At 71.9% G+C, this 25,969-nt stretch carries 24 protein-coding genes; 10 read left to right on the forward strand and 14 right to left on the reverse strand.

Features of this window, described 5'->3' with window-relative positions:
- Window positions 1–90 precede the first annotated feature (90 nt).
- The 7 genes from ACPPVO_RS59735 to ACPPVO_RS59765 form a co-directional block, all read right to left on the reverse strand.
- Entirely contained in the window at window positions 91–1,116 is a 1,026-nt protein-coding gene (locus ACPPVO_RS59735) for a HAMP domain-containing sensor histidine kinase (protein WP_360368396.1), read from the reverse strand.
- Complete coding sequence (locus ACPPVO_RS59740) at window positions 1,113–1,760, reverse strand: response regulator (protein WP_426514917.1); 648 nt, start codon at window positions 1,758–1,760, stop codon at window positions 1,113–1,115. Before ACPPVO_RS59740 ends, ACPPVO_RS59735 begins: the two co-directional genes overlap by 4 nt.
- A 160-nt stretch (window positions 1,761–1,920) precedes the next feature.
- Window positions 1,921–2,682, reverse strand: coding sequence for a LytR/AlgR family response regulator transcription factor (locus ACPPVO_RS59745; RefSeq protein ID WP_360368390.1), 762 nt, complete (start codon window positions 2,680–2,682; stop codon window positions 1,921–1,923).
- Complete coding sequence (locus ACPPVO_RS59750; RefSeq protein WP_426508838.1) at window positions 2,679–3,863, reverse strand: sensor histidine kinase; 1,185 nt, start codon at window positions 3,861–3,863, stop codon at window positions 2,679–2,681. The genes ACPPVO_RS59745 and ACPPVO_RS59750 overlap by 4 nt, the downstream gene beginning before the upstream one ends.
- Before the next feature lie 407 nt (window positions 3,864–4,270).
- A complete protein-coding gene (locus tag ACPPVO_RS59755; RefSeq protein WP_426508840.1) occupies window positions 4,271–5,773 on the reverse strand; it encodes a sugar transferase in 1,503 nt (500 codons plus the stop codon).
- A gap of 205 nt (window positions 5,774–5,978) precedes the next feature.
- Window positions 5,979–7,418, reverse strand: a complete 1,440-nt coding sequence (locus ACPPVO_RS59760; protein WP_426508841.1) for a DUF2142 domain-containing protein — start codon at window positions 7,416–7,418, stop codon at window positions 5,979–5,981.
- A 5-nt stretch (window positions 7,419–7,423) separates the two neighbouring features.
- Window positions 7,424–8,284 carry an Fpg/Nei family DNA glycosylase gene (locus ACPPVO_RS59765; protein WP_426508843.1) on the reverse strand — a complete coding sequence of 287 codons (861 nt, stop codon included), beginning with the start codon at window positions 8,282–8,284 and terminating at the stop codon, window positions 7,424–7,426.
- A gap of 44 nt (window positions 8,285–8,328) precedes the next feature.
- On the opposite strand from ACPPVO_RS59765, the gene ACPPVO_RS59770 reads away from it, so the two are divergent.
- Window positions 8,329–9,480, forward strand: coding sequence for a glycosyltransferase family 4 protein (locus ACPPVO_RS59770; RefSeq protein WP_426508844.1), 1,152 nt, complete (start codon window positions 8,329–8,331; stop codon window positions 9,478–9,480).
- A 14-nt stretch (window positions 9,481–9,494) separates the two neighbouring features.
- Here ACPPVO_RS59770 and ACPPVO_RS59775 read toward each other — a convergent pair whose 3' ends face one another.
- Window positions 9,495–10,838 (reverse strand): hypothetical protein, encoded by a 1,344-nt coding sequence (locus ACPPVO_RS59775; RefSeq protein WP_426508846.1) that lies wholly within the window; start codon window positions 10,836–10,838, stop codon window positions 9,495–9,497.
- A 95-nt stretch (window positions 10,839–10,933) separates the two neighbouring features.
- Window positions 10,934–12,313: a GuaB1 family IMP dehydrogenase-related protein gene (locus ACPPVO_RS59780; protein ID WP_426514918.1), complete on the reverse strand. Its 1,380-nt coding sequence runs from the start codon at window positions 12,311–12,313 to the stop codon at window positions 10,934–10,936.
- A gap of 164 nt (window positions 12,314–12,477) precedes the next feature.
- On the opposite strand from ACPPVO_RS59780, the gene ACPPVO_RS59785 reads away from it, so the two are divergent.
- From ACPPVO_RS59785 to ACPPVO_RS59795, 3 genes are all read left to right on the forward strand, one after another.
- Window positions 12,478–12,864, forward strand: coding sequence for a CBS domain-containing protein (locus ACPPVO_RS59785; RefSeq protein ID WP_360368366.1), 387 nt, complete (start codon window positions 12,478–12,480; stop codon window positions 12,862–12,864).
- Window positions 12,865–12,981: 117 nt separating this feature from the next.
- Entirely contained in the window at window positions 12,982–14,076 is a 1,095-nt protein-coding gene (locus ACPPVO_RS59790; RefSeq protein ID WP_426508848.1) for a PLP-dependent aminotransferase family protein, read from the forward strand.
- Between the two features lie 246 nt (window positions 14,077–14,322).
- Window positions 14,323–15,462, forward strand: a complete 1,140-nt coding sequence (locus tag ACPPVO_RS59795; protein ID WP_426508849.1) for a magnesium and cobalt transport protein CorA — start codon at window positions 14,323–14,325, stop codon at window positions 15,460–15,462.
- 269 nt (window positions 15,463–15,731) lie between these two features.
- Here ACPPVO_RS59795 and ACPPVO_RS59800 read toward each other — a convergent pair whose 3' ends face one another.
- Window positions 15,732–16,364, reverse strand: coding sequence for a hypothetical protein (locus ACPPVO_RS59800; RefSeq protein WP_426508851.1), 633 nt, complete (start codon window positions 16,362–16,364; stop codon window positions 15,732–15,734).
- A gap of 185 nt (window positions 16,365–16,549) precedes the next feature.
- Here ACPPVO_RS59800 and ACPPVO_RS59805 point away from each other — a divergent pair, with 185 nt between their 5' ends.
- Both ACPPVO_RS59805 and ACPPVO_RS59810 read left to right on the forward strand, forming a co-directional pair.
- On the forward strand, window positions 16,550–17,089 hold the full coding sequence (locus ACPPVO_RS59805) for a peptidylprolyl isomerase (RefSeq protein ID WP_360368355.1): 540 nt from the start codon (window positions 16,550–16,552) through the stop codon (window positions 17,087–17,089).
- A 70-nt stretch (window positions 17,090–17,159) separates the two neighbouring features.
- Window positions 17,160–18,101 (forward strand): rhomboid family intramembrane serine protease, encoded by a 942-nt coding sequence (locus tag ACPPVO_RS59810; protein ID WP_426508853.1) that lies wholly within the window; start codon window positions 17,160–17,162, stop codon window positions 18,099–18,101.
- A 14-nt stretch (window positions 18,102–18,115) separates the two neighbouring features.
- On the opposite strand, the gene ACPPVO_RS59815 is transcribed toward ACPPVO_RS59810, so the two are convergent.
- On the reverse strand, window positions 18,116–18,775 hold the full coding sequence (locus tag ACPPVO_RS59815; RefSeq protein WP_426508855.1) for a TetR/AcrR family transcriptional regulator: 660 nt from the start codon (window positions 18,773–18,775) through the stop codon (window positions 18,116–18,118).
- Between the two features lie 71 nt (window positions 18,776–18,846).
- Between ACPPVO_RS59815 and ACPPVO_RS59820 the strand changes: the two genes are divergently transcribed.
- The 4 genes from ACPPVO_RS59820 to ACPPVO_RS59835 all read left to right on the forward strand — a co-directional run bounded on the left by ACPPVO_RS59820 (window position 18,847) and on the right by ACPPVO_RS59835 (window position 23,457).
- On the forward strand, window positions 18,847–19,302 hold the full coding sequence (locus tag ACPPVO_RS59820) for an SCP2 sterol-binding domain-containing protein (RefSeq protein ID WP_426508857.1): 456 nt from the start codon (window positions 18,847–18,849) through the stop codon (window positions 19,300–19,302).
- A 5-nt stretch (window positions 19,303–19,307) separates the two neighbouring features.
- Window positions 19,308–20,522 (forward strand): acyl-CoA dehydrogenase family protein, encoded by a 1,215-nt coding sequence (locus ACPPVO_RS59825; RefSeq protein WP_426508859.1) that lies wholly within the window; start codon window positions 19,308–19,310, stop codon window positions 20,520–20,522.
- A gap of 84 nt (window positions 20,523–20,606) precedes the next feature.
- On the forward strand, window positions 20,607–22,157 hold the full coding sequence (locus ACPPVO_RS59830; RefSeq protein WP_426508861.1) for an AMP-binding protein: 1,551 nt from the start codon (window positions 20,607–20,609) through the stop codon (window positions 22,155–22,157).
- 22 nt (window positions 22,158–22,179) lie between these two features.
- A complete protein-coding gene (locus ACPPVO_RS59835; protein ID WP_426508863.1) occupies window positions 22,180–23,457 on the forward strand; it encodes a hemolysin family protein in 1,278 nt (425 codons plus the stop codon).
- On the opposite strand, the gene ACPPVO_RS59840 is transcribed toward ACPPVO_RS59835, so the two are convergent.
- From ACPPVO_RS59840 to purD, 3 genes are read right to left on the reverse strand one after another with little or no spacing between them, the layout of a single operon-like run.
- Window positions 23,439–24,200 (reverse strand): hypothetical protein, encoded by a 762-nt coding sequence (locus ACPPVO_RS59840; RefSeq protein ID WP_426508865.1) that lies wholly within the window; start codon window positions 24,198–24,200, stop codon window positions 23,439–23,441. The genes ACPPVO_RS59835 and ACPPVO_RS59840 overlap by 19 nt on opposite strands.
- Window positions 24,191–24,682 carry a SigE family RNA polymerase sigma factor gene (locus ACPPVO_RS59845; protein WP_426508867.1) on the reverse strand — a complete coding sequence of 164 codons (492 nt, stop codon included), beginning with the start codon at window positions 24,680–24,682 and terminating at the stop codon, window positions 24,191–24,193. Before ACPPVO_RS59845 ends, ACPPVO_RS59840 begins: the two co-directional genes overlap by 10 nt.
- 35 nt (window positions 24,683–24,717) lie before the next feature.
- Window positions 24,718–25,965, reverse strand: a complete 1,248-nt coding sequence (purD, locus tag ACPPVO_RS59850; RefSeq protein ID WP_426508869.1) for a phosphoribosylamine--glycine ligase — start codon at window positions 25,963–25,965, stop codon at window positions 24,718–24,720.
- Window positions 25,966–25,969 lie beyond the last annotated feature (4 nt).

A 25,969-nucleotide genomic window follows, 5' to 3' on the forward strand; every position in this document is an offset into this window, starting at 1 on the left:
GTGGGCTCCTGAACCGTGCTAAAGGGGATAAATTGCCCAGCAAAGGGCGCGCGGCCGGGCCGGGCCCGGTCACGGGGGAAGCGGAGAGCGTCAGGCGGGCAGGGTGACCCGGATGCGGCAGCCCGGCAGGTCGTCGGGCTGCTCGACGACCGCGATGGTGCCGTCGTGCAGCTGGGTCAGCCACTGGGCGATGGCCAGGCCGAGGCCGGTGCCGCCGCCCGAGGCGCGGGCGCCCCGGGTGAAGCGCTCGAAGACGCGCTCGCGCTCGGCGTGCGGGATGCCGGGGCCCTCGTCGGCGACCTCGATCATCACGCGTCCGGGCTCGCGGCGGCCCACGATGGTCACCGTGCCGCCGTCGGGGCTGTGCCGCGTGGCGTTGTCGACGAGGTTGGTCAGGACGTGGTGCAGGCGCGCCCGGTCGGCTCTGACCAGCGCGTTCTCCGGGAAGGAGCAGGAGAGGTACTCGACCTTGTGCCCGGCCGCCGACGCCTTCACCTCGGCCTCGGCGACGACCTCGTGCAGCAGGTCCTCGACGTGGAACAGCTCGCGCTCCAGCGGCACGACCCCGGCGTCGAGCCGGGAGATGTCCAGCAGCTCCGTCACGAGCCGGCCGAGCCGCTCGGTCTGGGCCAGCGCGGTGCGCAGCGTGGCCGGGTCGGGTTCGGCGACGCCGTCGACGATGTTCTCCAGCATCGCCTGGAGCGCGGAGATCGGGGTGCGCAGCTCGTGCGAGACGTTGGCGATGAGCTCGCGGCGCTGCTGGTCGGCCGCGGCGAGCTCGCCCACCATCAGGTTGAAGGCGACCGCCAGCTCGCCGACCTCGTCCTTGGACGTGGCGCGGACGCGGGTCGAGTAGTCGCCGCGGGCCATGGCGCGCGCGGCGGCGGTCATCTCGCGCAGCGGGCGCGTCACGCCGTGCGCGAGGACCTGGGAGGTGAGCAGGCCGGCGGTGAGCGCGATGTACGTCGTGTTCGGCGGGATCCAGCCGATGCCGATCCAGAACACGCCGAGGCCGGCGCAGGCGGAGGCCAGCAGCAGGACGGCGAGCTTGAGCTTGATGGACCGCAGCGGGTCGAGCGGCCGCGGCAGGAGATCGGCGATCCTCTTCAGCGTCATGCGGACTCCAGGGCATAGCCCACGCCGTGCACCGTGCGTATGAGGTCGGCCCCCAGCTTGCGGCGCAGCGCCTTGATGTGGCTGTCGACCGTGCGCGTGCCGGACGCGTCGGCCCACCCCCACACCTCGGCCAGCAGCCGCTCGCGGGGCAGGACCGTCCGCGGGCGGGTGGCGAGGTTGACGAGCAGGTCGAACTCGGTCGGCGTGAGGTGCGCCTCGATGCCGGCCCGGGTGACGCGGCGCTGCGCCCGGTTGATCTCGAGGTCGCCGAGGACGATCGGGGTCTGGTTCGGGTCGGGCTGCACCTGCGCCAGCCGCTCGAGGCGGCGCAGCAGCACGTGCACGCGGGCCGCGAGCTCGCGCATCGAGAAGGGCTTGGTGAGGTAGTCGTCGGCGCCGACGGCCAGCCCGACGAGCAGGTCGTTCTCGTCGTCGCGGGCGGTCAGCATCAGCACCGCCACCGGCCGCTCGGCCTGGATGCGCCGGCACACCTCGAGGCCGTCGAAGCCGGGCAGCATCACGTCGAGCACCACCAGGTCGGGGCGCATCAGCCGGGCCGCGGCGACCGCGGCGGGCCCGTCGTGGGCGGTGTCGACGGAGAAGCCCTCGGCGCGGAGCCGCACCGCGATCGACTCGGCGATCATCCGCTCGTCGTCGACCACGAGCACGCGACGGCGCTCTCCAGCCGCGTTCGATGACAACGCCTGCGGCGACGGCTGAACACCGTTCGACTTCATGTACAGCAGCGTAGGCCCGGGGCGTGCAGGCCCTCGGTCGGCGATGTGCAGAAATTGTGGAGAACCGTCAGCCCCAGGACTTGGCCGCTCGCACCAGGCGATCCTTCAGCTCCCGAGTGTGACGGCGGGACACGGGCAGCTCATGCTCGTCGATGAGCACGACATAGCCGGTGTTCGTCATACGCAGCTCGGTGATCAGCTTGAGCTGCACGAGGTACGACCGGTGGATGCGCACGAACCCAGCATCCGCCCACCGCTCGGCCAGCGTCGCCAGCGACACCCGCACCAGGTGCGAGGCGTCGGCCGTGTGCAGCCGCGCGTAGTCGCCCTGGGCCTCGACCCACCGCACCGACGAGCGGGGCAGCATCCGGGTCGTGCCCGCGAGCTCGACCGGGATCGTCGGGTCGTCCTGGCGGTCCCGGCGCGCGGCCACGGCCGGGTGGGTGGGCACGAGCCGGGTGGCGAGCACGCGGCGGATGGACTCGGCCAGGCGGTCCGCGCGCACGGGCTTGCGCACGTAGTCGGCCACGCCCAGGTCGAACGCCTCGGCGGCCCGGTCGTCGTACGCGGTCACGAACACGACCGCGGGCGGCTTGGCGAACCGGCCCAGGACGCGGGCGAGCTCCATCCCGTCGAGCCCGGGCATGCGGATGTCGAGGAACACCGCGTCGACGTCGGCGTCGCGCAGCACGCGCAGGGCCTCGGTCGCGTCGCCCGCGCAGTGCAGCCGCCCGACGCGGGGGTCGGCGCGCAGCAGGTACGCCAGCTCGTCGAGGGCCGGCACCTCGTCGTCGACGGCCAGCACGCGGAGAAAGCCGTGTTCGCTCATTTCGAAGTCACCCCGGGATGGAATTTCGGCACCCGCATGCTGACCTTGGTGCCGGCGTCGGGGGCGGTCTCGACCACCACACCGAAGCCGTCGCCGAAGACCGAACGTAGCCGATCGTCGACATTGCGCAAGCCCACGTGCTGCCCGGCGTCGGTGGTGTCGTCGGCGCTGAGCAGGGCGGCCGGGTCCATGCCGACGCCGTCGTCCTCGACGGTGATGTGACACTCGGCGCCGGCGTCGCGGGCCACGATGCTCACCGTGCCCATGCCGGGCTTGCGCGACAGCCCGTGCCGGACCGCGTTCTCGACCAGCGGCTGCAGGCACAGGAACGGCAGCGTCACCGGCAGCACCTCGGGCGCGATCTGCAGCCGCACCTGGAGCCGCTCGCCGAAGCGGGCCCGCTCGATGGTGAGGTACCGGTCGATCGAGCGCAGCTCCTCGGCCAGCGTCGTGAACTCCCCGTGAGCGCGGAAGCTGTACCTCGTGAACTCCGCGAACTCCAGGATGAGCTCCCGGGCCAGCTCCGGGTCGGTGCGCACGAAGCTCGCGATGGCGGTCAGCGCGTTGTAGATGAAGTGCGGGCTGATCTGCGCCCGCAGCGCCCGCACCTCGGCCCGGGCCAGCCGCGCCCGCGACGTGTCGAGCTCGGCCAGGGCGAGCTGGGTGCCGACCCACCGGGCGGTCTCGGCGGTCGCCTGCACCAGCCCCGGGGCCGGCGGGCCGTCGGAGAGCGCGACAAGGGCGCCCTCGCGCTGGGCCAGCGGCACCACCACGGCACCCCGGATCGGGCAGTCGACCAGGTCGCAGGGCAGCTCGCGGCCGCCGAGCACGGTCGGGCGGCCCGCGGCCACGGCCTTCACCGCCGCGGCGGCCGCGTGCTCGCGGTGGTGCTCGCCGATGCCGTCGAAGGCGAGCACCCGCCGGGAGTCGGTGACCGCGATACCGGGAGCGCCGGTGAGGGTGCGCAGGTGCCGGATGGCCTTGCCGGCCGCGGCCTCGGTGAGCCCGTTGCGCAGCGGCTCGGCGGCGAGCTCGGCGATGTGCAGCACGTCGTAGGTGGCGCGCTGGGCCGCGGTCGCGATGGCCCGGCGGCCCCGGTGGCGGATCACGGCGAAGACCGCCCAGCCGAGGGCGCACACCAGCACGACGACGATCAGCCCGGCGGCGAGGTTGGCACCCACCGCGTCATGGTGCCGTGAGTTGGGGGGTGTTAGCTAGCTTGACTGTTTCTAGCTTTGCGCGGACTTCGTCCGGTACGCGGCGGGGGGTTCCCACCCCGCACCCCCCATGGCCGCACGCGGCCACTCTCTGCCGGCGCTCACGCGCGCTCGGTGTTGCTGCTTTCCTAGCCTGGCGCGGACTTCGTCCGATACGCGGCGGGGGGTTCCCACCCCGCACCCCCCATGGCCGCACGCGGCCACTCTCTGCCGGCGCTCACGCGCGCTCGGTGTTGCTGCTTTCCTAGCCTGGCGCGGACTTCGTCCGATACGCGGCGGGGGGTTCCCACCCCGCACCCCCATGGCCGCACGCGGCCACTCTTTGCCGGCGCTCACGCGCGCTCGGGGGAAACAGTGTGGACTTTCGCGGCCTAGTAGGCGCCCTTGCGGAAGACCACGACCCAGATGGTCCGCCACATCGTGTGCAGATCCAGCACCAGCGACCAGTTGTCGACGTAGTACAGGTCCAGACGGACGGCGTCGTCCCAGCTCAGCTCGCTGCGGCCGGAGACCTGCCACAGGCCGGTGATGCCCGGGCGCACCAGCAGCCGCCGGCGCACGTCACCGAGGAAGTCGCCGTCCTCGGCGGGCAGCGGCCGCGGCCCGACCAGCGACATCTCGCCCATGAGCACGTTGATCAGCTGGGGCAGCTCGTCGATGGAGGACGCCCGCAGCCACCGGCCGACCCGGAACACGCGCGGGTCGTTCTTCATCTTGAAGAGCAGCCCGTCGCTCTCGTTCTGGTCGTGCAGCGTCGCGAGGCGCTCCTCGGCGTCGACGTACATCGTGCGCAGCTTCCAGACCCGGAACATCTTGCCCTCGCGGCCGATGCGCGGCTGGCGGAAGAAGATCGGGCCCGGGTCCGACATCCGGATGGCCAGCGCGATGAACGGGAAGAACGGCAGGACGATCAGCAGGCCGAGCAGCGCGAGGATGCGGTCGAGGATGTTCTTGAACAGCCAGGCGACGCCGGAGAGCTTCGGCTCCTCGACGTAGAGCAGCGGGATGCCCTCGATCGGGCGGATGTGCACGCGCGGCCCGGCGATGTCGGTGAGCTGCGGCGCCACGGCGAGGTCGATGCCGGTGCCCTCGAGCTGCCAGGCGAGCCGGCGCAGCTCCACGGGCTCGGCGCTGGCCGAGCCGCAGACCGCGATCGTGTCGGCGTTGAGCTCGCGCACCAGGGACAGGATGTCGCGGCCGGCGTGCACGGGGACCGGAGTGATCTTGGTCGGCTGCGGCGCGTAGCCCTCGATCAGGTGGATGCCGACCGGCACCAGCCCGGAGGCGGGGTCGCGGGCGATCGCCGAGTGGACCTCCAGCGCCTCCTGCAGCGTGCCGATGAGCAGCATGCGGTGGGTGGCCAGGTGGAACTTCGTGCGGGCGAACACGAGGGACCGGCGCGCGATGTACCGCAGCACGAGCACGAACACGAGCCCGCCGATCAGCGCGGAGCCGACCGAGAACCGGGAGAGCTGGATCTTGAACGCGAACGCGGCGAAGGCGACGATCGCCACCACGGTCCAGGAGGCGCGCACGACCCGCTTGAACTCGTCGGTGCCGGTGCCGAGGTAGCGGCGGTCGTAGGCGCCGTGGCCCCACAGGACCAGCAGCCACACGGCGGGGAGCGCCAGGTAGGCGATGACGCCGAACAGGCCCGGCTCGTCCTTGAAGCCGACGTCGGCGTTGGCCAGGTTGGTCTCGGCGATGAACGAGGAGAACGCCACCCCGCACACGTCGAGCAGGACCAGGATGGCCGCGTAGGGCCGGTGCCACCGCGCCGCCCGCTTCGTCCGCTGCCAGCCCGACCGTGGCACACCGTTGGGGGGGACTACCGCGTGGTCCGGCAGGATCTCGAAGCTGTCGAGTTCACCCAAGGTCGATCTCCGGCTCGGCGGGGTGGCCGGACGTTGGAGACTAGCGGTCACCTCAGTGCGTCCTCTCGTGCCGCGACGCAGTGATCGCGGCACAGCTCTGCTCGGCCGGTTACGACTAGGTCCGTTGCTGCTGGTTCACGGACACCGGAAAGCACGTGCAAAGTGTCCCATGAGCGCCGTAGCAACCGATGACGACCGGCCGACACTAGTTGCTGAACGTGTTGGCTGTCGAGTGCACTGGCGTAGGGCGGACAGAACTGCGCGTGACAATCACCCCGAGTAGCCCAGCACCCACCAAAGCACACAGAAGCGGCACGAGGGTGCCCAGCGGGGGTGACCACGCTCCCCCGAAGGGGTTGAGCCCGGCCGAGATGCCGCGCTGGAAGCGGGTCATGACCCGGGCCAGGGCATAGAGCTGCATCGGTACCGTCAGCGCCGCCGCGGCCACAAGCGCCCACTCCAGCCACCGCGAGGACGACAGCCACCCTGTGTAACCGGTGGCCAACGGCGCGAGGAGGAGCACGCCGACGCCGAGGGGCATCACGTACCGTCCGTGCGCGAACTGGCCGACCTTCGGCGCGAAGTACAGCTCCAGGGCCACCAGCAGCGCCGCGCTGCCGACGAAGGCGGCCCCGATGCCGAGCCGCAGGCGCCGGTCGCCGAACACGAGGGCGGGCAGGACCAGGGCGGCGCACAGCAGGTACCACAGCGCGATGACGGCGATCGAGATCGTGGTCTCGCCGTAGTTGAACTGGCCCACGATCTGACGGGCCCAGAACTCGGCGCGGCCGTGCGCGATGTCGGAGAGGATCGCGCCGGAGGTCGTCGGCGGCACCGGCCGGCCCGGCACGAGATCGCTGCCGCGGGAGGCGACCGCGGCCCAGAACACCGCGAACGCGGCGCCGAGCGCGGCCGGAACGAGAAAGGCCTTTTGCCGCAGTACCCGTGGATGCTGCCCGGTCACGAAGAGCGCGATGAGCACGGCGGCCAGCGCGAAGAACGGCCCCAGGTCCCGCACGGTGAACAGCAGCGCGGCCCCGGCCCCGGCGAGCCCCCACCGGCGGTGCAGCAGCGCCACGAACAGCAGCACGGCCGCGGCGATCTCCAGCCCGTTGGGGTTGAGGGAACCGGCCAGGTTCGCCAGCATCGGGGTGGTGACCAGCACCACGGCCAGCCGCTCCAGTCGGCCGGGCGCGATCGCCACCGCCGCCGCGAGCAGGGCCGCCGACAGCGCCGCGGACAGCAGCCGGGCCCAGATCAGGCCGGTGCCGTCGGGGCTGATCCGCAGCGGCAGGCCGACGAGGGCGTAATAGACCGGGCTGTACCGCGCGGCCGCGCTCGGCATCAGCGTGTCCGCGTGGTCGCCGACCGTCACCAGGCAGCTCGCCGGGTGGTAGGCGGGCTTGTCGATCCAGGTGCAGTCGGCGTTCTCCGGCAGCAGGCTGCGCGGGCCGGTGAACGCGCTGGTCTCGATGCCGCTCGCGTCCGCGGTCCGCTCATGCGGCAGCCACTGGCCCGTCCACACCGCGTAGGCCCGGACGAGGTGCTGCTTCTCGTCGTAGGTCCCGTTCACCGGCAGGGCGAGGGCCCAGGCCGCACCGAGGAGGAAGAAGGCCGCGAAGGCCAAGAGGAACGCACGACGCACGGCGGTCAGCGTACGAGCTTCGACAGCCGCCGGTCCGCCAAGGGCTTGCCGTTGGTCTGGCAGGTCGGACAGTACTGCAGCGACGTGTCCGCGAACGACACCTCGCGGACGGTGTCGCCGCAGACCGGGCACGGCAGCCCGGTGCGCGCATGGACGGCCAGGCCGGAGCGCTTTTCGGACTTGAGCGTGGCCGCCTTCTGCCCGACCGAGCGCGCGACGGCGTCGGTGAGCACGGTGCGCATCGCCGCGTGCAGCCGGGCCATCGCCTCGTCCGGGATCTTGCTGGTCAGCGCGAACGGAGACATCTTCGCGGCGTGCAGGATCTCGTCGGAGTACGCGTTGCCGACCCCGGCGAGGATCGTCTGGTCGGTCAGGACGCCCTTGATCTGGCCCTTGCGGGAGCGCATCGCGGCGGCGAACTCGTCCGCGTTCACCGCGAGGGCGTCGGGCCCGAGGCGGGAGATGCCGGGGACGAGGCGGGGGTCCTTCACGAAGTACGCCGCGAGGCTCTTCTTCGTCCCCGCCTCGGTCAGGTCGAAGCCGGACTCGTCGTCGAGGCGCACGCGCACGGCGATCGGGCCCGACCCGGGCTTGAGCGGGGTCTTGGCGTTGAACGCGTCGCGGTAGTGCAGCCACCCCGCCCGAGCCAGATGCGTGATGAGGTGCAGATCCTCGCCGATGTGCACGTCGAGGAACTTGCCGTGCCGGGAGGCGCCGGTGATCGGCTGGCCGGCCGCGGCCGTGATCGGGGGGTCGAAGGTCTTCAGCGCGCTCAGCGAGGAGACCTCGATGCGGTCGATGGTGTGGCCGGCGGCACGCTCCCGCAGGAACGCGGCGAGCGCCTCGACCTCGGGAAGCTCGGGCACCCGTACAGTCTGCCTCACCCGGGGGTCCGTAGGCTTTCCTCATCATGAAGGTGGTCGTCGCACACAATCGATACGCGTCCGGGCAGCCCTCCGGCGAGAACGTGATCGTCGACGCCGAGATCGCGCAGCTCGGCGCGGCCGGGGTCACCGTGCTGCCGTTCCTGCGCAGCTCCGACGAGATCGGCACGTTCTCCACGGCGCAGAAGGTGCTCCTGCCGCTGTCACCGATCCGCAACGGGGAGTCACAGAAGGCGCTCGCCGCGCTCCTGAAGAGCGAGAAGCCGGACGTCGTACACCTTCACAATCCGTATCCGCTGCTCTCACCCACGGTGGTGAAGACGGCCCACGCGCACGGTGTCCCGGTCGTGCACACGGTGCACAACTACCGCCAGGTGTGCGCGCCGGGCCTGTACTTCCGCGACGGCCACATCTGCACCGAGTGCCGCGGCAAGGCGTTCCCCCTGCCGGCCGTGACGCACACGTGCTACCGCGGCTCGAAGGCGCAGTCGGCGGTGATGGCGGCGACGCTGGCGTACCACCGCGGCACGTGGAAGCAGGTCGACCACTTCATCGCGCTCACCGACCGCATCGCCGCGCACCTGACCGACTTCGGCATCCCGGCCGAGCGGATCACCGTCAAGCCCAACGGCATCCCCGACGCGGGCGCGGCCACCGCCCCCGGCGACGGGTTCCTCTACGCCGCCCGGCTCACCCCCGAGAAGGGCCTGGAGCTGGCGCTGGACGCCTGGTCGCGGCACGAGGACGGGGCACTCGGCCCGCTGCGCATCGCCGGCGACGGGCCGCTGCGCCCGCTGGCCGAGCGCGCCGCGGCGACCCGCTCCGACGTCACGTACCTCGGGCCGATCGACAACGCGGGGGTACGCGCTGAGATCGCCCGGGCGGCGTGCGTGATCGCCGCCTCCACCTGGCACGACGTGCTGCCGACGATCGTGCTCGAGGCGCTGTCGGGGGGCCGGCCGGTGCTCGTCACCGACCGGGGCGGCCTGCCCTACCTGGCCGGCGATGCGGGCTGGGTCGTGGAGCCGGAGCCCGCCGCCCTGGCCGAGGGGTTGTCGAAGGCCCGCGACGGCGCCGCCGCGCTGGCCCCGGTGGCCCGGGCCCGCTACGAGTCGCAGTTCTCTCCGGACGTGCTGACAGAGCGCCTGATCGAGGTATACCGCGCAGTTACCCGCTGAACGTTTTGTGGGTGCTAGGCGTTTTGCGGGGCGGCCGGGCGGGCCGGCGCCGGACTGCCGGCGGGCGGGCCGACCCAGCGCACGGCGTACATGTAGAGCATCACCATGCAGATCAGCCCCGCGGTCGAGCCGGTCAGCAGGCCCCAGGCCGCGCCGTGCAGGCCGCCGTACTCGGCCCCGAGCGTCAGGCCGCTCAGCGAGACGACGGCGAACACGACGTACTGCAGGAACAGCATCCGGGCCCGGTGCATGCCGCGCATGGCCGCCGTGAACGGCACCTGCAGCAGGTAGACCGCCCCCTGCAGGGCGATCGGCAGGGCCAGCGGGGCGGCCTCGGAGAACTTGTGCGTGTGCACGAGCACCCACGACACGACCGGCCAGACGATCAGCACCATCAGCGCGCCCAGCACGGCGAACGCGGTCGCGAGGGTGCGGGTCTGCCGGCGCAGGGCCGTGGCCGCCTCGGCCCCCTCCGGGCCGGGCCGGGCCGCCGCGGCGGCGTTGCGGGAGGCCCGCGGCACCAGCAGGCTCTGGATGGCGGTGATCAGATTTTGTACCGGCTGCAGCTGCACCGTCTGCACGAAGCGCAGGTTGCCCAGGTCGATCTTGGACAGGCGCCCGGCCACGACGAAGCTGATCGCCAGCACCTGCACCTGGGCGACGACCGCGGTGATGGTGAACCAGCTCGACAGGTGGCGGGTCTCGGCCAGCCAGGCCAGCGGCTGGCCCTGCCACGGCAGGCGCCGCTCGCGCAGCAGGTAGACGGTGATGCCGGCGGTCGCGCCGACGCCCCAGACCGCGAGCAGCCCGCCCGCGCTGGAGGTGTGCGTGGCGACCATGATCGCGACCATGATCGCCTGGGTGCCGGCCCAGACCATGTCGATGCCGAGCGCCTTGTCCGGCCGCCGGTCGGCCAGGTAGTCACAGCGCGCGGTGTCGTGCAGCATGATCGGCACCATGAACGGCGCCAGCCAGATGAGCTGGTGCAGGTCGATCTCGCCGCGATTCGGCCACGCCGCCCACAGCACCACGAACACGACGGTCGTGACGAGACCGGAGCAGAGCGCGGTGGCCAGGCCGTTGCGGGCCAGCCGGATGCGCGGCTCGCCGTCGTAGCGGGACGCGAGCGCGAGCAGGACGTCGCCGACGATGGCGCGGTTGAGGTACATGGCGAAGTACCCGACGGCGAGCGCCAGGGCGAGCGCGCCGAACTGCTCCTTGGGCAGCAGGATGCCACCCAGGAGCGTGTTCGCCGAGTTGGCCGCGGCGATCACGACCTGGTCGAGCAGACCCGCACCGACGAATCGTGACGCGCCGCGCAGCCCCTGCAAACGGCGCAGCAACGGCCCGCGGGTCACAAGCCGAGGGGGTCGCGAGCGAAGTTCACGACGTGCACCTTACGTGACCTGCGGGACACCCGACTATCCGGTCTTTGAGGTAATTCCGAGGTCTTCTACCAGCTGACATCGAGAGGCTTGCCTTCGGCGTAGCCGGCCGCGCTCTGCACACCCACCGTGGCGTGTTCGGCGAACTCGGCCAGATCCGCGGCGCCCGCGTAGGTGCACGCGCTGCGCACGCCGGCGACGATCGCGTCGAGGATGTCCTCCACGCCCGGGCGGCGCGGGTCGAGGTACATCCGCGAGGTCGAGATGCCCTCCTCGAACAGGGCCTTGCGGGCCCGCTCGTAGACGCTGTCGTCGGCGGTGCGGCGGCTCACGGCCCGGGCCGAGGCCATGCCGAAGTTCTCCTTGTAGAGCCGGCCGTCGGGGTCGCGGCGCGGGTCGCCCGGCGACTCGTGGGTGCCCGCCAGCCAGGAGCCGATCATCACGTTGGACGCGCCGGCGGCGAGGGCCAGGGCCACGTCGCGCGGGTGGCGGACGCCGCCGTCGGCCCACACGTGCCCGCCGTGGCGGCGCGCCTCCTCGGCGCACTCGAGCACCGCGGAGAACTGGGGCCGGCCGACACCGGTCATCATCCGGGTCGTGCACATGGCCCCGGGGCCGACGCCGACCTTGACGATGTCGGCGCCCGCGGCCAGCAGGTCGGCGGCGCCCTGGCGGGTGACCACGTTGCCGGCCACGACCGGCACCGACGGGTTGAGCGCCCGCACGGCGCGCAGGGTGCTGATCATCCGCTCCTGGTGGCCGTGCGCGGTGTCCACGACGAGCACGTCGACCCCGGCGGCGAGCAGCTTGTCGGCGCGGCCGGCGGCGTCGCCGGTGATGCCGATCGCGGCCCCGATGCGCAGCCGGTTCTCGCCGTCGACGGCCGGGGAGTACAGCGTGGCGCGCAGGGCGGCGTTGCGGGTGAGGATGCCGACCAGCCGGCCCGCGGGGTCGATGACCGGGGCCAGGCGGTGGTGGCCGGCCGTTAGGCGGTTGAACGCCTCCTCCGGCGTCACGTCGTCGGGCAGGGTGAGCAGGTTGCTCGACATGACGCTGCGCAGCTGGCTGAAGCGGTCGACGTCGACGCAGTCGGCCTCGGTCACCACGCCGACCGGGCGGCTGTCCTCCACGACGATCACCGCGCCGTGGGCCCGCTTCGGCAGCAGGTCGAGGGCGAGCGAGACGGTCTCGGTCGGGCCGAGGGTGATCGGGGTGTCGTGCACGAGGTGGCGCTGCTTGACCCAGGACACCGCCTCGCCGACGACGTCGATCGGGATGTCCTGCGGGATGATCGCGAGGCTGCCGCGGCGGGCCACGGTCTCGGCCATCCGGCGCCCGGCGACCGCGGTCATGTTCGCCACGATGATCGGGATCGTCGTGCCGCTGCCGTCGCGGGTGGTGAGGTCGACCTGCATCCGCGACTCCACCGCCGAGCGGCTCGGCACCATGAAGACGTCGTCGTAGGTCAGGTCGTAGCCGGGCGTCTGGTCGTTGAGGAACCGCACGTTGGCCAACTGTATCTGCCCGCACCCGCGGGTGAGCAGGTCTTGAGACTTCGCGGGTAGCACGGGACCATTTGCCGTAACCGTGCCCTCGCGAGGAGTGATCACCAATGCAGGTACACGAAGCGATGTCGACGGCCGTCGTGCAACTCGGCCCGGACCACACCCTCCGGCAGGCCGCGGGGCTCATGGCCCGGCGGAAGGTCGGCTCGGCGATCGTCCTCGACCCGGACGGCTCCGGCGTGGGCATCATCACCGAGCGGGACATCCTCAACGCGATCGGCACCGACCTCGACCCCGATGTCGAGCGGACGGCCGACCACATCACCTGGGAGGTCGTCTACGCGGGCCCGGCCTGGACGATCGAGGAGGCCGCGGCCGCCATGGTCCGCGGCGGCTTCCGTCACCTGGTCGTGCTCGACGGCGACGATGTGTTGGGAGTCATTTCCGTGCGCGACATCATGCGAGTCTGGGTCCAGACATCAATCTCGGCGTGAAATCTGGCGCGCCGGCCCCGTCCGGCCGCAAGAACGGCGGGACCGGCGCGTTACACCCCAGGTGGAGGGCGGGAACTCGGCTGAACGGTCAGCCCGCGCGTGCGTAGGCTGCCAGACATGCAGCTGATTTCTTTCGCTCGTGGCGCGCCCAGTCTCGACATCATCGACGTCGACGGGCTCAAGGCGGCCGCTGTCCGCGCCTTCGAGGCGGACCCGGCCGGCATCACGGCCTACGGCACGTCCGTGGGCTACCTTCCGCTGCGCACGTGGATCGCCGGGAAGCACGGCGTGGAGGCCGACCAGGTCATCGTGACCAACGGCTCGATGCAGGCCGATGCCCTGCTCTTCGAGCACCTGGTGAAGCCGGGCGACGCGGTCGTCGTGGAGAAGCCCACCTACGACCGCACGCTGCTCAACCTGCGCAACCTGGGCGCCGAGGTCCACCCGGTCACGCTCGAGGCCGACGGCATCGACGTCGCCGAGCTGCGCGCGCTGCTCGACAGCGGCGTCCGCCCGGTCCTGGCGCACATCATCCCGAACTTCCAGAACCCGGCCGGGGTCACCCTCTCGGCGCGCAAGCGGTCCGAGCTGCTGACGCTGGCCCAGGAGTACGGCTTCACGATCTTCGAGGACGACCCGTACGCGGACATCCGCTGGCGGGGCGAGAAGCTGCCGACGATGCTGTCCCAGGACACCGCCGGCGTCGTGGTGCACGCGAGCTCGTTCACCAAGACCATCGCGCCCGGCCTGCGGGTCGGCTACCTGGTCGGGCCGAAGACGACGATCGGCGGCATCGCCAAGAAGGCGACGACGATCTACATCTCGCCGAGCATGGTGGCCGAGGCGGTGACGCACCAGTTCTGCGTCAGCGGCGACATCGAGCGCTCGATCGAGAAGGTCGCCGCGACGCTGGGCGAGCGGGCCCGGCTGCTGGCCGACGGGCTGCGCAAGCACATCCCCGACGCCACCTTCGTGGAGCCGGACGGCGGCTACTTCCTCTGGGTGGAGCTGCCCGACGACGTCGACACCACCGAGCTGGAGAAGGTGGCGGCCCAGGACTTCGGCGTGGCCGTGGTCAAGGGCTCCGACTTCCTGCTCGAGGGCGGGCGGCACTCGGTGCGCCTGGCGTTCTCGGCGGTGCTGACCGACCAGGTCGAGGAGGGCGTGCAGCGCCTGGCCGCGGCGATCGAGGCCGTGCGCAAGTCCGCCTGAGGTTCACCGCGCGGCAGCACTCCAAGAAACCTGACACCAAACCGTGATGGTGGGGGTGGTTCCCCAGCCGGTACCGGATGGATCAAAATCCAGCCCGGCGCGCTTTACGAGTGCGCCGCAAAGGCATCACCCCCCGCCCCCCAACGGCACCGGGTGGGCCGACCGCGCCCCCACCCCCCACCTGCGGTCGGTCCGCCCGGTGCCAACATCGTGCGGGCCGGCCCCCGTCCCACCCGGGAGGTCGAGATGGCCGACGAACAGCACCCCAACTCCGGTGCACTGCAGCGCGCGCTGTCCCGGCCGGTCCGGGCGATGTCGCGGATACTCAACAACTCCGCGCCGCTCACCGACAAGTCGCCGTCCGCGCCGGAGCGCAGCGCGATCGTGGACTGCGCCCTGTACATCGACGGCATCCGCCAGCCCGGCGAGCGCAACTACACCGAGGCCTTGCACGCGGCCCGGCGGCACCGGGGCTTCGTGTGGATCGGGCTCAAGGAGCCGCAGGCCGCGGAGATGGCGGCGATCGCGGAGACGTTCCAGCTGCACGAGCTCGCGGTCGAGGACGCCGTGCTCTCGCGGCAGCGGCCGAAGGTCGAGCAGTACGGCGAGATGATCTTCCTGACCATGCGCACGGCCCGGTACGTCGAGCACGACGAGCTCACCGACACCAGCGAGGTGGTCGAGACCGGCGACGTGCTGATGTTCATCGGCGAGCACTTCATCATCACCGTCCGGCACGGCGACGCCAGCCGGCTCGCCCCGGTCCGCTCGGGGCTGGAGCGGCGGCAGGAGGTGCTGGCCCGCGGCCCGTGGGCGGTCGCGTACGCGGTCGCCGACAGCGTGGTCGACACGCTCGTGGACGTCGCGCAGAACATCGAGGAGGACGTCGCCGCGGTCGAGGACCAGGTGTTCAGCCCCCAGGGCAACCGGGGCCGCCGCAGCGCCGACCGCATCCAGCGCATCTACCAGCTCAAGCGCGAGCTGATGGAGTTCAAGCGGGCCGTGCTGCCGCTCCAGCGCCCCATGAACGGCCTGGTCACCAGCAACCTGGCCGACATGCCGGACGAGATCCGCCGCTACTTCCGCGACGTGGCCGACAACCTAGCCCGCGCCGTGGAGCAGACGCTGTACCTCGACGACGTGATCAACTCGGTTCTGGCCGCGCGCCTGGCCCAGGTGAGCGTCGACCAGAACAACGACATGCGCAAGATCGCCGCCTGGGCCGCCATCGCCGCCGTCGTGACCTCGATCGCGGGCATCTACGGCATGAACTTCGACTACATGCCCGAGACCCACTGGGTCTTCGGCTACCCCGGCGTGATGGCCCTGATGCTCGCCGGGAGCGGGGCCCTGTTCTGGGGCTTCAGACGAAGCGGCTGGCTGTAGGCCTGCTCAGGCCCGGGGAAGGCCGAAGGGCCGAAGGGCCCGAACCGAAGGGGACCGAGGCGCACGTCACGAAGGACGTGGGAGCCGGCGCGGTCCGCGAAGGCCCGCAGCCGAACGAACCCGCCCCCTACGGCCACGGACGGCGACCCACGTGTGGGAGGGGGTTTGGGTGGAGCGGAGCTCCACCCATGGGGAGCGAAGCGCGAGAAACAGCAAGGCCCGTCCCCCGTGGCCGGGGACGGGCCGTCTGCGTGATCGGGCTACTACGACTACGAGCGACCGTTCTTCGAGATCGTGTGCGGCATCGGGTGCTTGTCGTACTCGGTGGTGCCACCCGGGCCCTCGTTGGTGCCCTTGTGCCCGATCAGGTCGGAGGCGCGGTCCTTGGCCGCCTCCCCCATCGTGCGGGCCTTGTCGACGCCGGCGTCCATGGTGTGCTTGGCGGCGTCGAGCATCGAGCCGGTGTCACCGGTCGTGCGCGTCGCGCCGTACTCGTCCCACGTCCGCTCGTCACGGCGCCGGCGCATATACGCGGCCGCGGCCACGGCCGTACCCGCGATCATCATGCCGCCGATCGCCATCGGCAGCCGCCGCGACTTCTTGGGCTCTTGGCGCATCAGCTTGTTCCGGCCCTTGCGGCTCATCTTCTCCGCCTGGCGCCCGGCCTGCTTCCCGCGCTGGCGCGCCAGGTCCATGGCCGACTCCATGCTGCCCATAGCCATGTTCAGGCCGTTGTCCAGCCGCGGCTTCACCACCTTGCGAGCCGCGTCGACGCGTGGCGCCAAGGCGCCCGAAGCGCCATCGGCGGCATGCGCCGCGGCCATCCGCAGGTGGTCCAGGCTCTCCCCGAGCTCGTCCTTCATGAGCCGGGTGTGCGACTGCACCTGACGACGTCGAAACACTTGCTCCACCTCCCGAGGCGCGATATCCGTCCATCCTCGGTTACCCCGATCCGACCAGGGGGAACCTCACGGCCAGGCCCGCTGCAGTTGATCCTGCATCCAACGGGGCCCCCGTACACCCGGAACCGGCAGAATCCGCGTCGGATACCGTGATGACGGAATGTCACCAAGGAAAGGGAGAACTGGTGGCCGAGCAACTGTTCGCGACGCTGCACACGAATGTCGGCGATATCCGGCTTGAGCTGTTCCCCAACCGCGCCCCGAAGACCGTGCGCAACTTCGTGGAGCTCGCCGAGGGCACCAAGGACTACACGGACCCGCGCACGGGTGAGGCGGGCAAGGGCCCGTACTACGACGGCGTCATCTTCCACCGTGTGATCAGCGGCTTCATGATCCAGGGCGGCGACCCGACGGGCACCGGCACCGGTGGCCCGGGCTACAACTTCAACGACGAGATCCACCCGGAGCTGCAGTTCAACCGGCCCTACCTGCTGGCCATGGCCAACGCCGGCGTGCGCTTCGGCCAGGGCACCAACGGGTCGCAGTTCTTCGTGACCGTCGGGCCGACCCCGCACCTCAACGGCAAGCACACGATCTTCGGCGAGGTCGCCGACGACGACTCCCGCAAGGTCGTCGACCAGATCGCCGCCGCCCAGACGGGCCGCATGGACCGCCCGGTGAACGACATCGTGATCAACAGCGTCACGGTCGAGCGCACCAGCTGAAACGACCACGGGAAGCGGACGGGGCCGCGCGCCGCCGGGCCGTGGGTGAGTCCTGGCTAACCTTGTCAGCATGACTCAGCCGCCGGCGAACGTGGTCCCCGTCTGCTACCGGCACCCCAGCCGCGAGACGTACGTCCGGTGCACCCGGTGTGACCGGCCGATCTGCCCCGATTGCATGAACGAGGCCTCGGTCGGGTTCCAGTGCCCGGACTGCGTCCGCGAGGGCAGCCGCACGCAGCGGCAGGCGCGCACGGCGTTCGGCGGCACCCAGGCCGGCTCGGCCGGCACGGTGACCATCACGCTGATCGTGATCAACGTGATGGTCTTCATCATCGGGATCATCAGCGCGGGCCGCGGCGCCGCGGACGGTCTCGGTGGCGGCGGGCTCGGCGGCCTGCTCGGCGGGTCGACGCCGCTGCACGACTGGGGCGCCGAGGTGCCGTACTTCGCCACCCGCTCGGGCGTGCGGGTCGCGGGCGACAGCGTCGCCGACGGCAACTTCTACCAGATCTTCACGGCCATGTGGCTGCACTACGGGCTGCTGCACCTGGCGATGAACATGTGGGCGCTGTGGGTGCTCGGCCGGCCCCTGGAGACGGCGCTCGGGCGGGCCCGCTTCCTGGCGCTGTACCTGCTCTGCGGCCTCGGCGGCGGCGTGCTCGTCTTCCTTCTGGCCGCGCCGAACGTGGCCAGCGCCGGCGCGTCGGGCGCGGTGTTCGGCATGTTCTCCGCGCTCATCGTGATCCTGCGCAAGCTGCGGCTGAGCATCGCCAGCGTGGTGCCCGTGCTGATCTTCAACCTCGTGGTGACGTTCAGCTTCAGCCAGTACATCTCCTGGCAGGCGCACGTCGGCGGGCTGATCGTCGGGGCGGTGGTGGCGGCCGGGTTCGCCTATGCGCCGCCCAAGCACCGCAACGCGATGCACATCGCGACCGTGGTGGGCACCCTGCTGCTGCTCGGCGCGCTGGTAGGCGTGGGCCTGACCCAGGTGCCGGCGGTCGGGATGAGTTAGGGGCTGTACAGCCCCTAAGCCCGCCAGACGCGGCCCTGCAGCAGCGCGTCCGCGCCGACCCAGACGAAGTTCATCATCCGGGTCGCCGTGTGCTCCGGGTCCTCCTCGGCGTGGTCGGCCAGCCAGTCCGCGAGGGACTCGGCCGCGCCCACGTAGGCGAAGGCCATCGCGAGGAAGTCGTCGGCCCCGGCGGTGCGGTTCGCCTCGGCCTGGGCCCAGGCGCCCTCGAGCAGGCCGGCGACGAGCTCCACGATCCGGGTGCGCATCGCCGAGAGCTCGGCCGCGAACGGCGGCTCGCTGCGGGCCTGGCGGTAGAGCACCTGCCAGCCGTCGCGGTGCGCGCCGACGAAGGCGAAGAACGCCCGCAGCCCGTTCCACAGCTGCTCGTCGGGGCGCGCGGTGGGCACCACGCCGGCCGCGACCGCCTCCATGAGCCGGGTCGCCTCGCGCTGCAGGCAGGTCAGGAACAGCTCGTCCTTGGTGCCGAGGTACGCATACACCATCGGCTTGGAGATGCCGGCCACCTCCGCGATCTCGTCCATCGACGCGGCGTGGAAGCCGCGCCTGGAGAAGACCTTCACCGCGGCGTCGAGCATCTGCTGCTCGCGCACTACGCGGGGGAGGCGTTTCGAGGACGACGCCCTAGGCGACAGCTGAGCATCGTAGGACTCCATATATCTTGCCACCTTACCTACTCATGCGTAAGGTTACGCACGAGTAGCTTATCCCGAATGAAGGGCTCATCATGTCCGACCTCGACGCCTTGGGCGACTTCAACAACATCGACCCGAAGCAGTTCGCGCAGCTGGTGAAGAACGCGCCGGACTCGCAGCTGGCCGACCTCATGAACAGCCCGCAGCGCAAGACGATCCTGGACACGATCTTCTCCCGGTTCCCGGAGCTGTTCCGCGCCGACCGCGCCGGCTCGACCAACGCGATCATTCACTGGAACATCACCGGTGCGCCGGACGGCGGCACCGACTCCTACGAGCTGGTCATCGCCAACGGTGCCTGCACGCTGTCGCCGAGCCCCGACCAGGACCCGAAGCTCTCGATCACCGTCGGCCCGGTCGACTTCCTCAAGGTCGTCTCCGGTGTCGGCAACCCCATGATGATGTTCATGACCGGCAAGCTCAAGGCCAAGGGCGACCTGGGCCTCGCCGCCAACATCGCGAACCTGTTCGACATCCCCAAGGCCTGATCGCGATGCCCGAGTTCTCGCTCGACCTGAACGAGGAACAGCGGGATCTCCGCGACTGGGTGCACGGCTTCGCGGCCGAGGTCGTGCGCCCGGCCGCCGCGGAGTGGGACGCCCGCGAGGAGACCCCCTGGCCGGTGATCCAGGAGGCGGCGAAGATCGGCCTGTACGGCTTCGAGTTCCTCGCCAACGCCTGGGCCGACCCGTCCGGCCTCTCCCTGTGCCTCGCCAACGAGGAGCTCTTCTGGGGCGACGCCGGCATCGGCATGGCCATCTTCGGCACCAGCCTGGCCGTGGCCGCGATCTATGGCAGCGGCACGCCCGACCAGATGGTGGAGTGGGTGCCGCAGTGCTTCGGCGACGCCGACGACCCGAAGGTCGCCGCGTTTTGCACCACCGAGCCCGAGGCCGGCTCCGACGTCGGCTCGATGCGCAGCCGCGCCCGCTACGACGAGGCCGCGGACGAGTGGGTGATCAACGGCCAGAAGGCGTACGCGACGAACGGCGGGATCGCCAACGTGCACGTGGTGACGGCCAGCGTCGAGCCCGAGCTGGGCTCGCGGGGCCAGGCCGCGTTCATCGTGCCGCCGGGCACCCCCGGGCTCAACGGCACGAAGAAGCTCAAGAAGCTCGGCCTGCGCGCCTCCCACACCGCCGATGTGTTCCTCGACGACGTGCGGGTCCCCGGCGAGCTCGTGCTCGGCGGCCGGGAGGCGCTCCAGGAGCGGCTGGCCCGGGCCCGCGAGGGTCGCAAGGCGCAGGGTCAGGCGGCGATGCGTACCTTCGAGCTGTCCCGCCCGGCCGTCGGCGCGCAGGCGCTCGGCGTGGCGCGGGCCGCGTACGAGTACGCGCTGGAGTACGCCAAGGGCCGCGTGCAGTTCGGCCGCCCGATCATCGAGAACCAGGCCATCGCGTTCGCCCTGGCCGACATGCGCATGGAGATCGACGCCGCCCGGCTGCTCGTATGGCGGGCCGCGTGGATGGGGCGCAACAACCGCGTCTTCGAGGCCGGCGAGGGCTCGATGAGCAAGCTCAAGGCCGGCGAGGTGGCCGTCGCGGTCACCGAGAAGGCGGTCCAGATCCTCGGCGGCGCGGGCTTCCTGCGGGAGCACCCGGTCGAGCGCTGGTTCCGCGACGCCAAGATCTACACCATCTTCGAGGGCACCAGCGAGATCCAGCGCCTGGTGATCGCCCGTGCGATCTCCGGCACGTACATCCGCTGACCTCGCGCACCAGCGGCCGGAGGGGTAGGTTTTCGGACTTACCCCTCATAGGCCGAAATATCAGAACGAGGAGTCCCGCCGCCGATGGACGCCGGATTCGTACTGCGCACGCTCGCCCGCCGCAAGGTGCTCAACCCCGCCAGCCCGGCCCGGGTGGTCCGCCAGCTCAACGCGCTGCGCCGCTGGGGCTTCGGCCTCTACGGCGAGATGCGCTCCGCCGCCGCCCGCGACCCGAACCGCCCCGCGATCATCGACGAGCGCCGCCAGGTCACCTACGGCGAGCTCGACCTGCGGGTCCGCCGCATCGCCAACGCCCTGCGCGTCGAGCTCGGCGTCCGCCCCGGCGACCGCGTCGGGCTGCTGTGCGAGAACTCCGCGACGATGATCGAGTCGATGATGGCGGTCGTCGCGCTCGGCGCCCAGGCGGTGCTCGTCAACACCGGCCTGGGCAACGCGCAGGTCGAGGCGGTCGCCCACGATCAGGGTCTGCAGCTGCTGCTGCACGACGAGACCTTCCTGGGCATGCTGGCCGCGGTACCGCCGAATCTGTCCCGGCAGTCGACCGAGCGGCTCGAGGAGCTCATCCACCGCGCGCCCGCCGACGAGCTCGCCCCGCCGGCCGAGCCGGGCTCGATCGTGGTGCTGACCAGCGGCACCACCGGCGCACCCAAGGGCGCCCGGCGCCGCAACCCGGCCGGGCTCGGCCCGCTCGCCACGGTCGTGTCGCGCATCCCGCTCAACGCCGGCGAGCGGATGTTCGTGGCCGCGCCGCTCTTCCACACCTGGGGGCTGGCCGCCCTGCAGCTCTGCCTCGCCCTGCGCGGCACCATCGTGCTGAACCGCCGCTTCGCGCCCGCGAGCGCCCTGGCCTCGGTCAACGCGCACCACTGCACCTCCATGTTCGCGGTACCGGTGATGCTCCAGCGAATCCTGGAAGCCCCCGCGACCCGGACGCCGACGCTGAAGGTGGTCGCGGTCTCGGGCTCGGCGCTGACCGGCCCCCTGGCGACACGGTTCATGGATGTGTACGGCGACGTGCTCTACAACCTCTACGGTTCGACCGAGGCCTCGTGGGCCTCGATCGCCGTGCCGCAGGAGCTGCGCGCCGCGCCGGGCACCGCCGGGCGCCCCCCGCACGGCACGCGGGTGGCGATTCTGTCCGCCGCGGGCACCCCGCAGCCCCCGGGCGTCATCGGGCGCATCTTCGTCGGCAACGACATGCTCTTCGAGGGCTACACCAACGGCACCGGCCGCGAGTACCACGGCGACCTCATCGGGACCGGCGACCTCGGCCACCTCGACGCCGGCGGGCTGCTGTTCGTCGACGGCCGCGAGGACGACATGGTCATCTCCGGCGGCGAGAACGTGTACCCGGCCTCGGTCGAGGACGTCATCGCCGAGCTGCCCCAGGTCCGCGAGGTGGCCGTGGCCGGGGTGCCCGACGTCGAGTTCGGGCAGCGGCTGGCCGCGTGGATCGCGCTGCACCCGGGCGAGCGGGTCGACGCCGACGCCGTGCGCGAGTACGTGCGGCACCGGTTGGCCCGCTTCTCCGTGCCGCGGGACGTGTACTTCGTCGCCGCGCTGCCCCGCAACGCCACTGGCAAGATCGTTCGCCGTCAGCTTTTCCCCAGCTAGGGCCACTATCGTGGGTTGTCCGATGGACAACGTCTGGTTCGAACTGGCCCTGGTTCTCCTGCTGACCCTGCTCAACGCCGCGTTCGCCGGCAGCGAGATGGCGCTCATCTCCCTGCGCGAGGGGCAGCTGCGCCGCCTCGAGCGCCGCGACGGCGCCGGGCGTGCGCTCGCCCGCCTCGCCCGCGACCCGAACCGCTTCCTGTCCACGATCCAGATCGGCATCACGCTCGCCGGTTTCCTGGCCTCGGCCACCGCCGCGGTGTCCCTCTCGGAGCCGGTCGAGCCGATGCTGAGCTTCCTCGGCGGGGCGTCGGGCCCGGTCGCGATCGTGGTCGTCACCCTGGCGCTCACCTTCGTCACCCTGGTCATCGGCGAGCTCGCGCCGAAGCGGATCGCCATGCAGCGTGCCGAGGGCTGGGCGATGGCCGTGGCCCGGCCGCTGCGGGTGCTCTCGGCCCTCCTGCGCCCGGCCAACTGGGTGCTCGCGTCGGCCAGCGACCTCGTCGTGCGCGCGGCCGGGGCCGACCCGCACCGCCGGCAGGACGAGATCGGCCCGGAGGAGCTGCGCGACCTGGTCGCCTCCCAGCCCGCCTTCACGCGGCAGCAGCGCGAGATCATCTCCGGCGCGATCGAGATCACGGCGCGCAGCCTGCGCGCTGTGCTGGTACCACGGCCGCTGGTCTTCGCTCTTCACGCCGGCACGCCCGCCACGCAGGCCGCCGCCGAGCTGGCCACGTCGGGCCACGCCCGCGCCCCGGTGATCGAGAACGGCGACCTCGACAGCGCGACCGGGATCGTGCACTGGGCCGATCTCGTCCGGGCCGCGCCCGCCGCGACCGTGCGCGACGTCATGCGCCCGGCGCTGCTGCTGCCCGAGTCGCTCCCGGTCGCCGGCGCGCTCCAGCGCTTCAAGGCCGAGCGGCAGGAGCTCGCGCTGGTCGTCGACGAGCGCGGGGCGATCGACGGCATCGTGACCCTCACCGACGCCGTCGCCGAGGTGGTCGGCGCGCTGCCCGGCCCCGACGCCGGCTCGCCCGTGCGCCGCAACGCCGACGGCAGCGTGCTGCTGCCGGGCACCTTCCCGATCCACGACCTCGACGACGTGCGCATCCCGCTGGAGATCGCCCCGGACGCGCCCTTCACCACGGTGGCCGGCCTGGTGCTGGCCCGCCTCGGCAAGCTGCCGACCGCCCCCGGCGAGACGGTGACCGTCCAGGACTGGCGGTTCACCGTCTCGCAGGTGCGCGGCCGCGCCATCACCGCGGTGACGGCCGCGCGGGCTCAGGAGCCGGTCGGGTAGAGCGTCATCTCCGGCGCCGTGGCCAGCCTGAGCACCTGATCCTCGGTGATCGGCGGCACGTACCCGGGCTCCTGGGACTCGACGTCGACGACGACCTCCGTGCCGTCGGGCCGCGAGACCATGACCTGCGGCCCACCGGAGATCCTCACCAGCATGCCGTTCACCGTCTCCAGGCGGCACTCGGAACCACACGGATAGTCCGCCCACTCGGCCTTGGCCTGCGGGTTGGCGTAGAGGTAGACGTTGAGGTGGAAGGGGTGACCGCCGACGTCGTAGTCCCACGACGCGAGGTAGGCCACGGCCGCGGCGGGCGTCCGCACAAACCGGGGCGCCTGCCAGTCGTTGCCCAGCTCCTGCTGGAAGTTTCCGCCGAAAGTGGCGGCGAGCCGGGAGGTGGCCTGCTCGCACGATTCGGTCACCGGATGCCGCGGCGGGTCGCCCTGGCCCACCGTGACCTGGCACGGCGGCGTGGTGGACATCGAGTGCGAGCCGGCCGGACGGGGCGTCGCCAGGGCCGACGCCGACCTGCCGCCGGACGCGGCCACCACTGGCGGGGCCAGGCTCTCGCCGAAGTACCGCGGCAGCATTGTCGCGCCGAAGGCCAGCACGGTCACGACGGCGGCGAAGCCGGCCAGCCGCAGGCCACGCGCGCGGCGGCGTTCGCCGGCCACGAGCCGGTCGACGTCGATCGCGGTGGGGGGCGGGGCCTCGCTGGCCTTCCACATCGCTTCTCTCAGGTCCACAGTGCCTCTCCCTCGCCGATGTGGGCCCGCAGCGACTCCAGCGCCCGGGCCGTCTGGCTCTTCACGGTCCCCTCGCTGCAGCCCAGCGCCGCGGCCGTCTCCTCGACGGAGAGGTCGCAGAAGTACCGCAGGACCAGCACGGCCCGGCGGCGCGGGGGCAGCGAGCCCAGCAGGGAGAGCACGGCGAGCCGGCGGTCGGCGTCGGGGCTGGGCGCGAACGCCTCCGGCATCACCTCGGTGGCCGTCTCCCGGCGCCAGGGCCGCCGCCGCTCGTCGAGCCAGGCGCGCATGAGCATCCGGCGCACGTACGCGTCCAGGTGCTCGAAGCGCGTCGCCCGCCGCCAGTGCCGGTACAGCTTCACCAGCACGGTGGAGGCGAGGTCGTCGGCGGTGTGCCAGTCGCCGCACAGCAGGAAGGCCGTGCGGCGCAGGCGTTCGAGGTTGCCGGCGACGTACTCCCGGTAGGACTGATCGAGCGTCACGTGGAGGAAACGGAGGCATCGACCGGCCGGGTTGCCTACGGCAGGAAGATTCTTCCCTCGGCCGCGGCGAGGGCGATGTCGGTGCGGAACTGCGCACCGTCGAAGGAGATCCCGCGCACGATCGCGTAGGCCGCCTCGCGCGCCTCGGCCAGGGTCGCGCCGAGCGCGGTGCCGGTCAGCACGCGGCCGCCGGCCGTGACCAGCGCGCCGTCGTCGCGGCGGGCGGTGCCCGAGTGCAGCACCCCGGGCACGCCGTCGGCGCCGGTGATCACGTCGCCCGTGTGGGCCGACTCCGGGTAGCCGGCGCTCGCCATGACGACGGTGACGGCGGCGCCCGAGCGCCAGGCCAGCGGCGGGTCCTCGGCGAGGCGGCCGACGGCGGCGGCGTGCAGCACCCCGGCGAGCGGGGTCTCCAGGCGGGCCAGCACGGCCTGCGTCTCCGGGTCGCCGAAGCGGCAGTTGAACTCGATGACCTTCGGGCCGTCGGCGGTGAGCGCCAGCCCGACGTACAGCGTGCCGCTGAACGGCGTGTCCCGCCGGCGCATCTCGGCCAGGGTCGGCTGGACCACGCTCGCCATGACCTGCTCGACGAGGTCGGGCGGGGCCCACGGCAGCGGCGAGTACGCGCCCATGCCGCCGGTGTTCGGGCCCTCGTCGCCGTCGAAGATTCGCTTGAAATCCTGGGCGGGCTGCAGCGGTACCGCCGCCACGCCGTCGGTCACCACGAACAGCGACACCTCGGGGCCGGCCAGGTACTCCTCCACGACGACCCGCCCGCAGGCCACGCCGTGCGCGAGGGCCGCGTCCCGGTCCTCGGTGACGACCACCCCCTTGCCCGCGGCGAGCCCGTCGTCCTTGACCACGTACGGCGGCGCGAACTCGTCCAGCGCCGCCGCGATCTCCTCCGGCGTGGTGCAGGCGAACGACCGCGCGGTCGGCACGCCCGCGGCGCGCATGACGTCCTTGGCGAACGCCTTCGACCCCTCCAGCTGGGCCGCCGCCTGCGACGGGCCGAAGCAGGGGATGCCCTTGGCGCGTACGGCGTCGGCGACCCCGGCCACCAGCGGCGCCTCCGGCCCGACGACGACGAGGTCGGCGCCCGACTCGACGGCGAGCGCGGCCACCGCGCCCGGGTCGAGCGGGTCGACCGCGGCCAGCTCGCCCAGCGTCGCCAGGCCCGGGCTCCCGGGCGCGCAGACGAGGGCGGTCACGGCCGGGTCGGCGGCCAGGGCGGCGGCGAGCGCGTGCTCGCGGCCGCCCGTTCCGATGAGGAGTACGCGCACCCGG

The organism is Dactylosporangium sp. McL0621 (genome assembly GCF_049995355.1).
GTDB lineage: Bacteria > Actinomycetota > Actinomycetes > Mycobacteriales > Micromonosporaceae > Dactylosporangium.

What these genes read in the sequence shown, in the direction of transcription:
- ACPPVO_RS59790 (WP_426508848.1), top strand. Translation starts at nt 12,982, where the DNA reads ATGCAGCTGATTTCTTTCGCTCGTGGCGCGCCCAGTCTCGACATCATC.
- ACPPVO_RS59735 (WP_360368396.1), bottom strand. Translation starts at nt 1,116, where the DNA reads ATGACGCTGAAGAGGATCGCCGATCTCCTGCCGCGGCCGCTCGACCCG.
- ACPPVO_RS59825 (WP_426508859.1), top strand. Translation starts at nt 19,308, where the DNA reads ATGCCCGAGTTCTCGCTCGACCTGAACGAGGAACAGCGGGATCTCCGC.
- ACPPVO_RS59810 (WP_426508853.1), top strand. Translation starts at nt 17,160, where the DNA reads ATGACTCAGCCGCCGGCGAACGTGGTCCCCGTCTGCTACCGGCACCCC.
- ACPPVO_RS59785 (WP_360368366.1), top strand. Translation starts at nt 12,478, where the DNA reads ATGCAGGTACACGAAGCGATGTCGACGGCCGTCGTGCAACTCGGCCCG.
- ACPPVO_RS59835 (WP_426508863.1), top strand. Translation starts at nt 22,180, where the DNA reads ATGGACAACGTCTGGTTCGAACTGGCCCTGGTTCTCCTGCTGACCCTG.
- ACPPVO_RS59795 (WP_426508849.1), top strand. Translation starts at nt 14,323, where the DNA reads ATGGCCGACGAACAGCACCCCAACTCCGGTGCACTGCAGCGCGCGCTG.
- ACPPVO_RS59830 (WP_426508861.1), top strand. Translation starts at nt 20,607, where the DNA reads ATGGACGCCGGATTCGTACTGCGCACGCTCGCCCGCCGCAAGGTGCTC.
- ACPPVO_RS59820 (WP_426508857.1), top strand. Translation starts at nt 18,847, where the DNA reads ATGTCCGACCTCGACGCCTTGGGCGACTTCAACAACATCGACCCGAAG.
- ACPPVO_RS59740 (WP_426514917.1), bottom strand. Translation starts at nt 1,760, where the DNA reads ATGATCGCCGAGTCGATCGCGGTGCGGCTCCGCGCCGAGGGCTTCTCC.
- ACPPVO_RS59745 (WP_360368390.1), bottom strand. Translation starts at nt 2,682, where the DNA reads ATGAGCGAACACGGCTTTCTCCGCGTGCTGGCCGTCGACGACGAGGTG.
- ACPPVO_RS59815 (WP_426508855.1), bottom strand. Translation starts at nt 18,775, where the DNA reads ATGGAGTCCTACGATGCTCAGCTGTCGCCTAGGGCGTCGTCCTCGAAA.
- ACPPVO_RS59770 (WP_426508844.1), top strand. Translation starts at nt 8,329, where the DNA reads ATGAAGGTGGTCGTCGCACACAATCGATACGCGTCCGGGCAGCCCTCC.
- ACPPVO_RS59780 (WP_426514918.1), bottom strand. Translation starts at nt 12,313, where the DNA reads ATGGTGCCGAGCCGCTCGGCGGTGGAGTCGCGGATGCAGGTCGACCTC.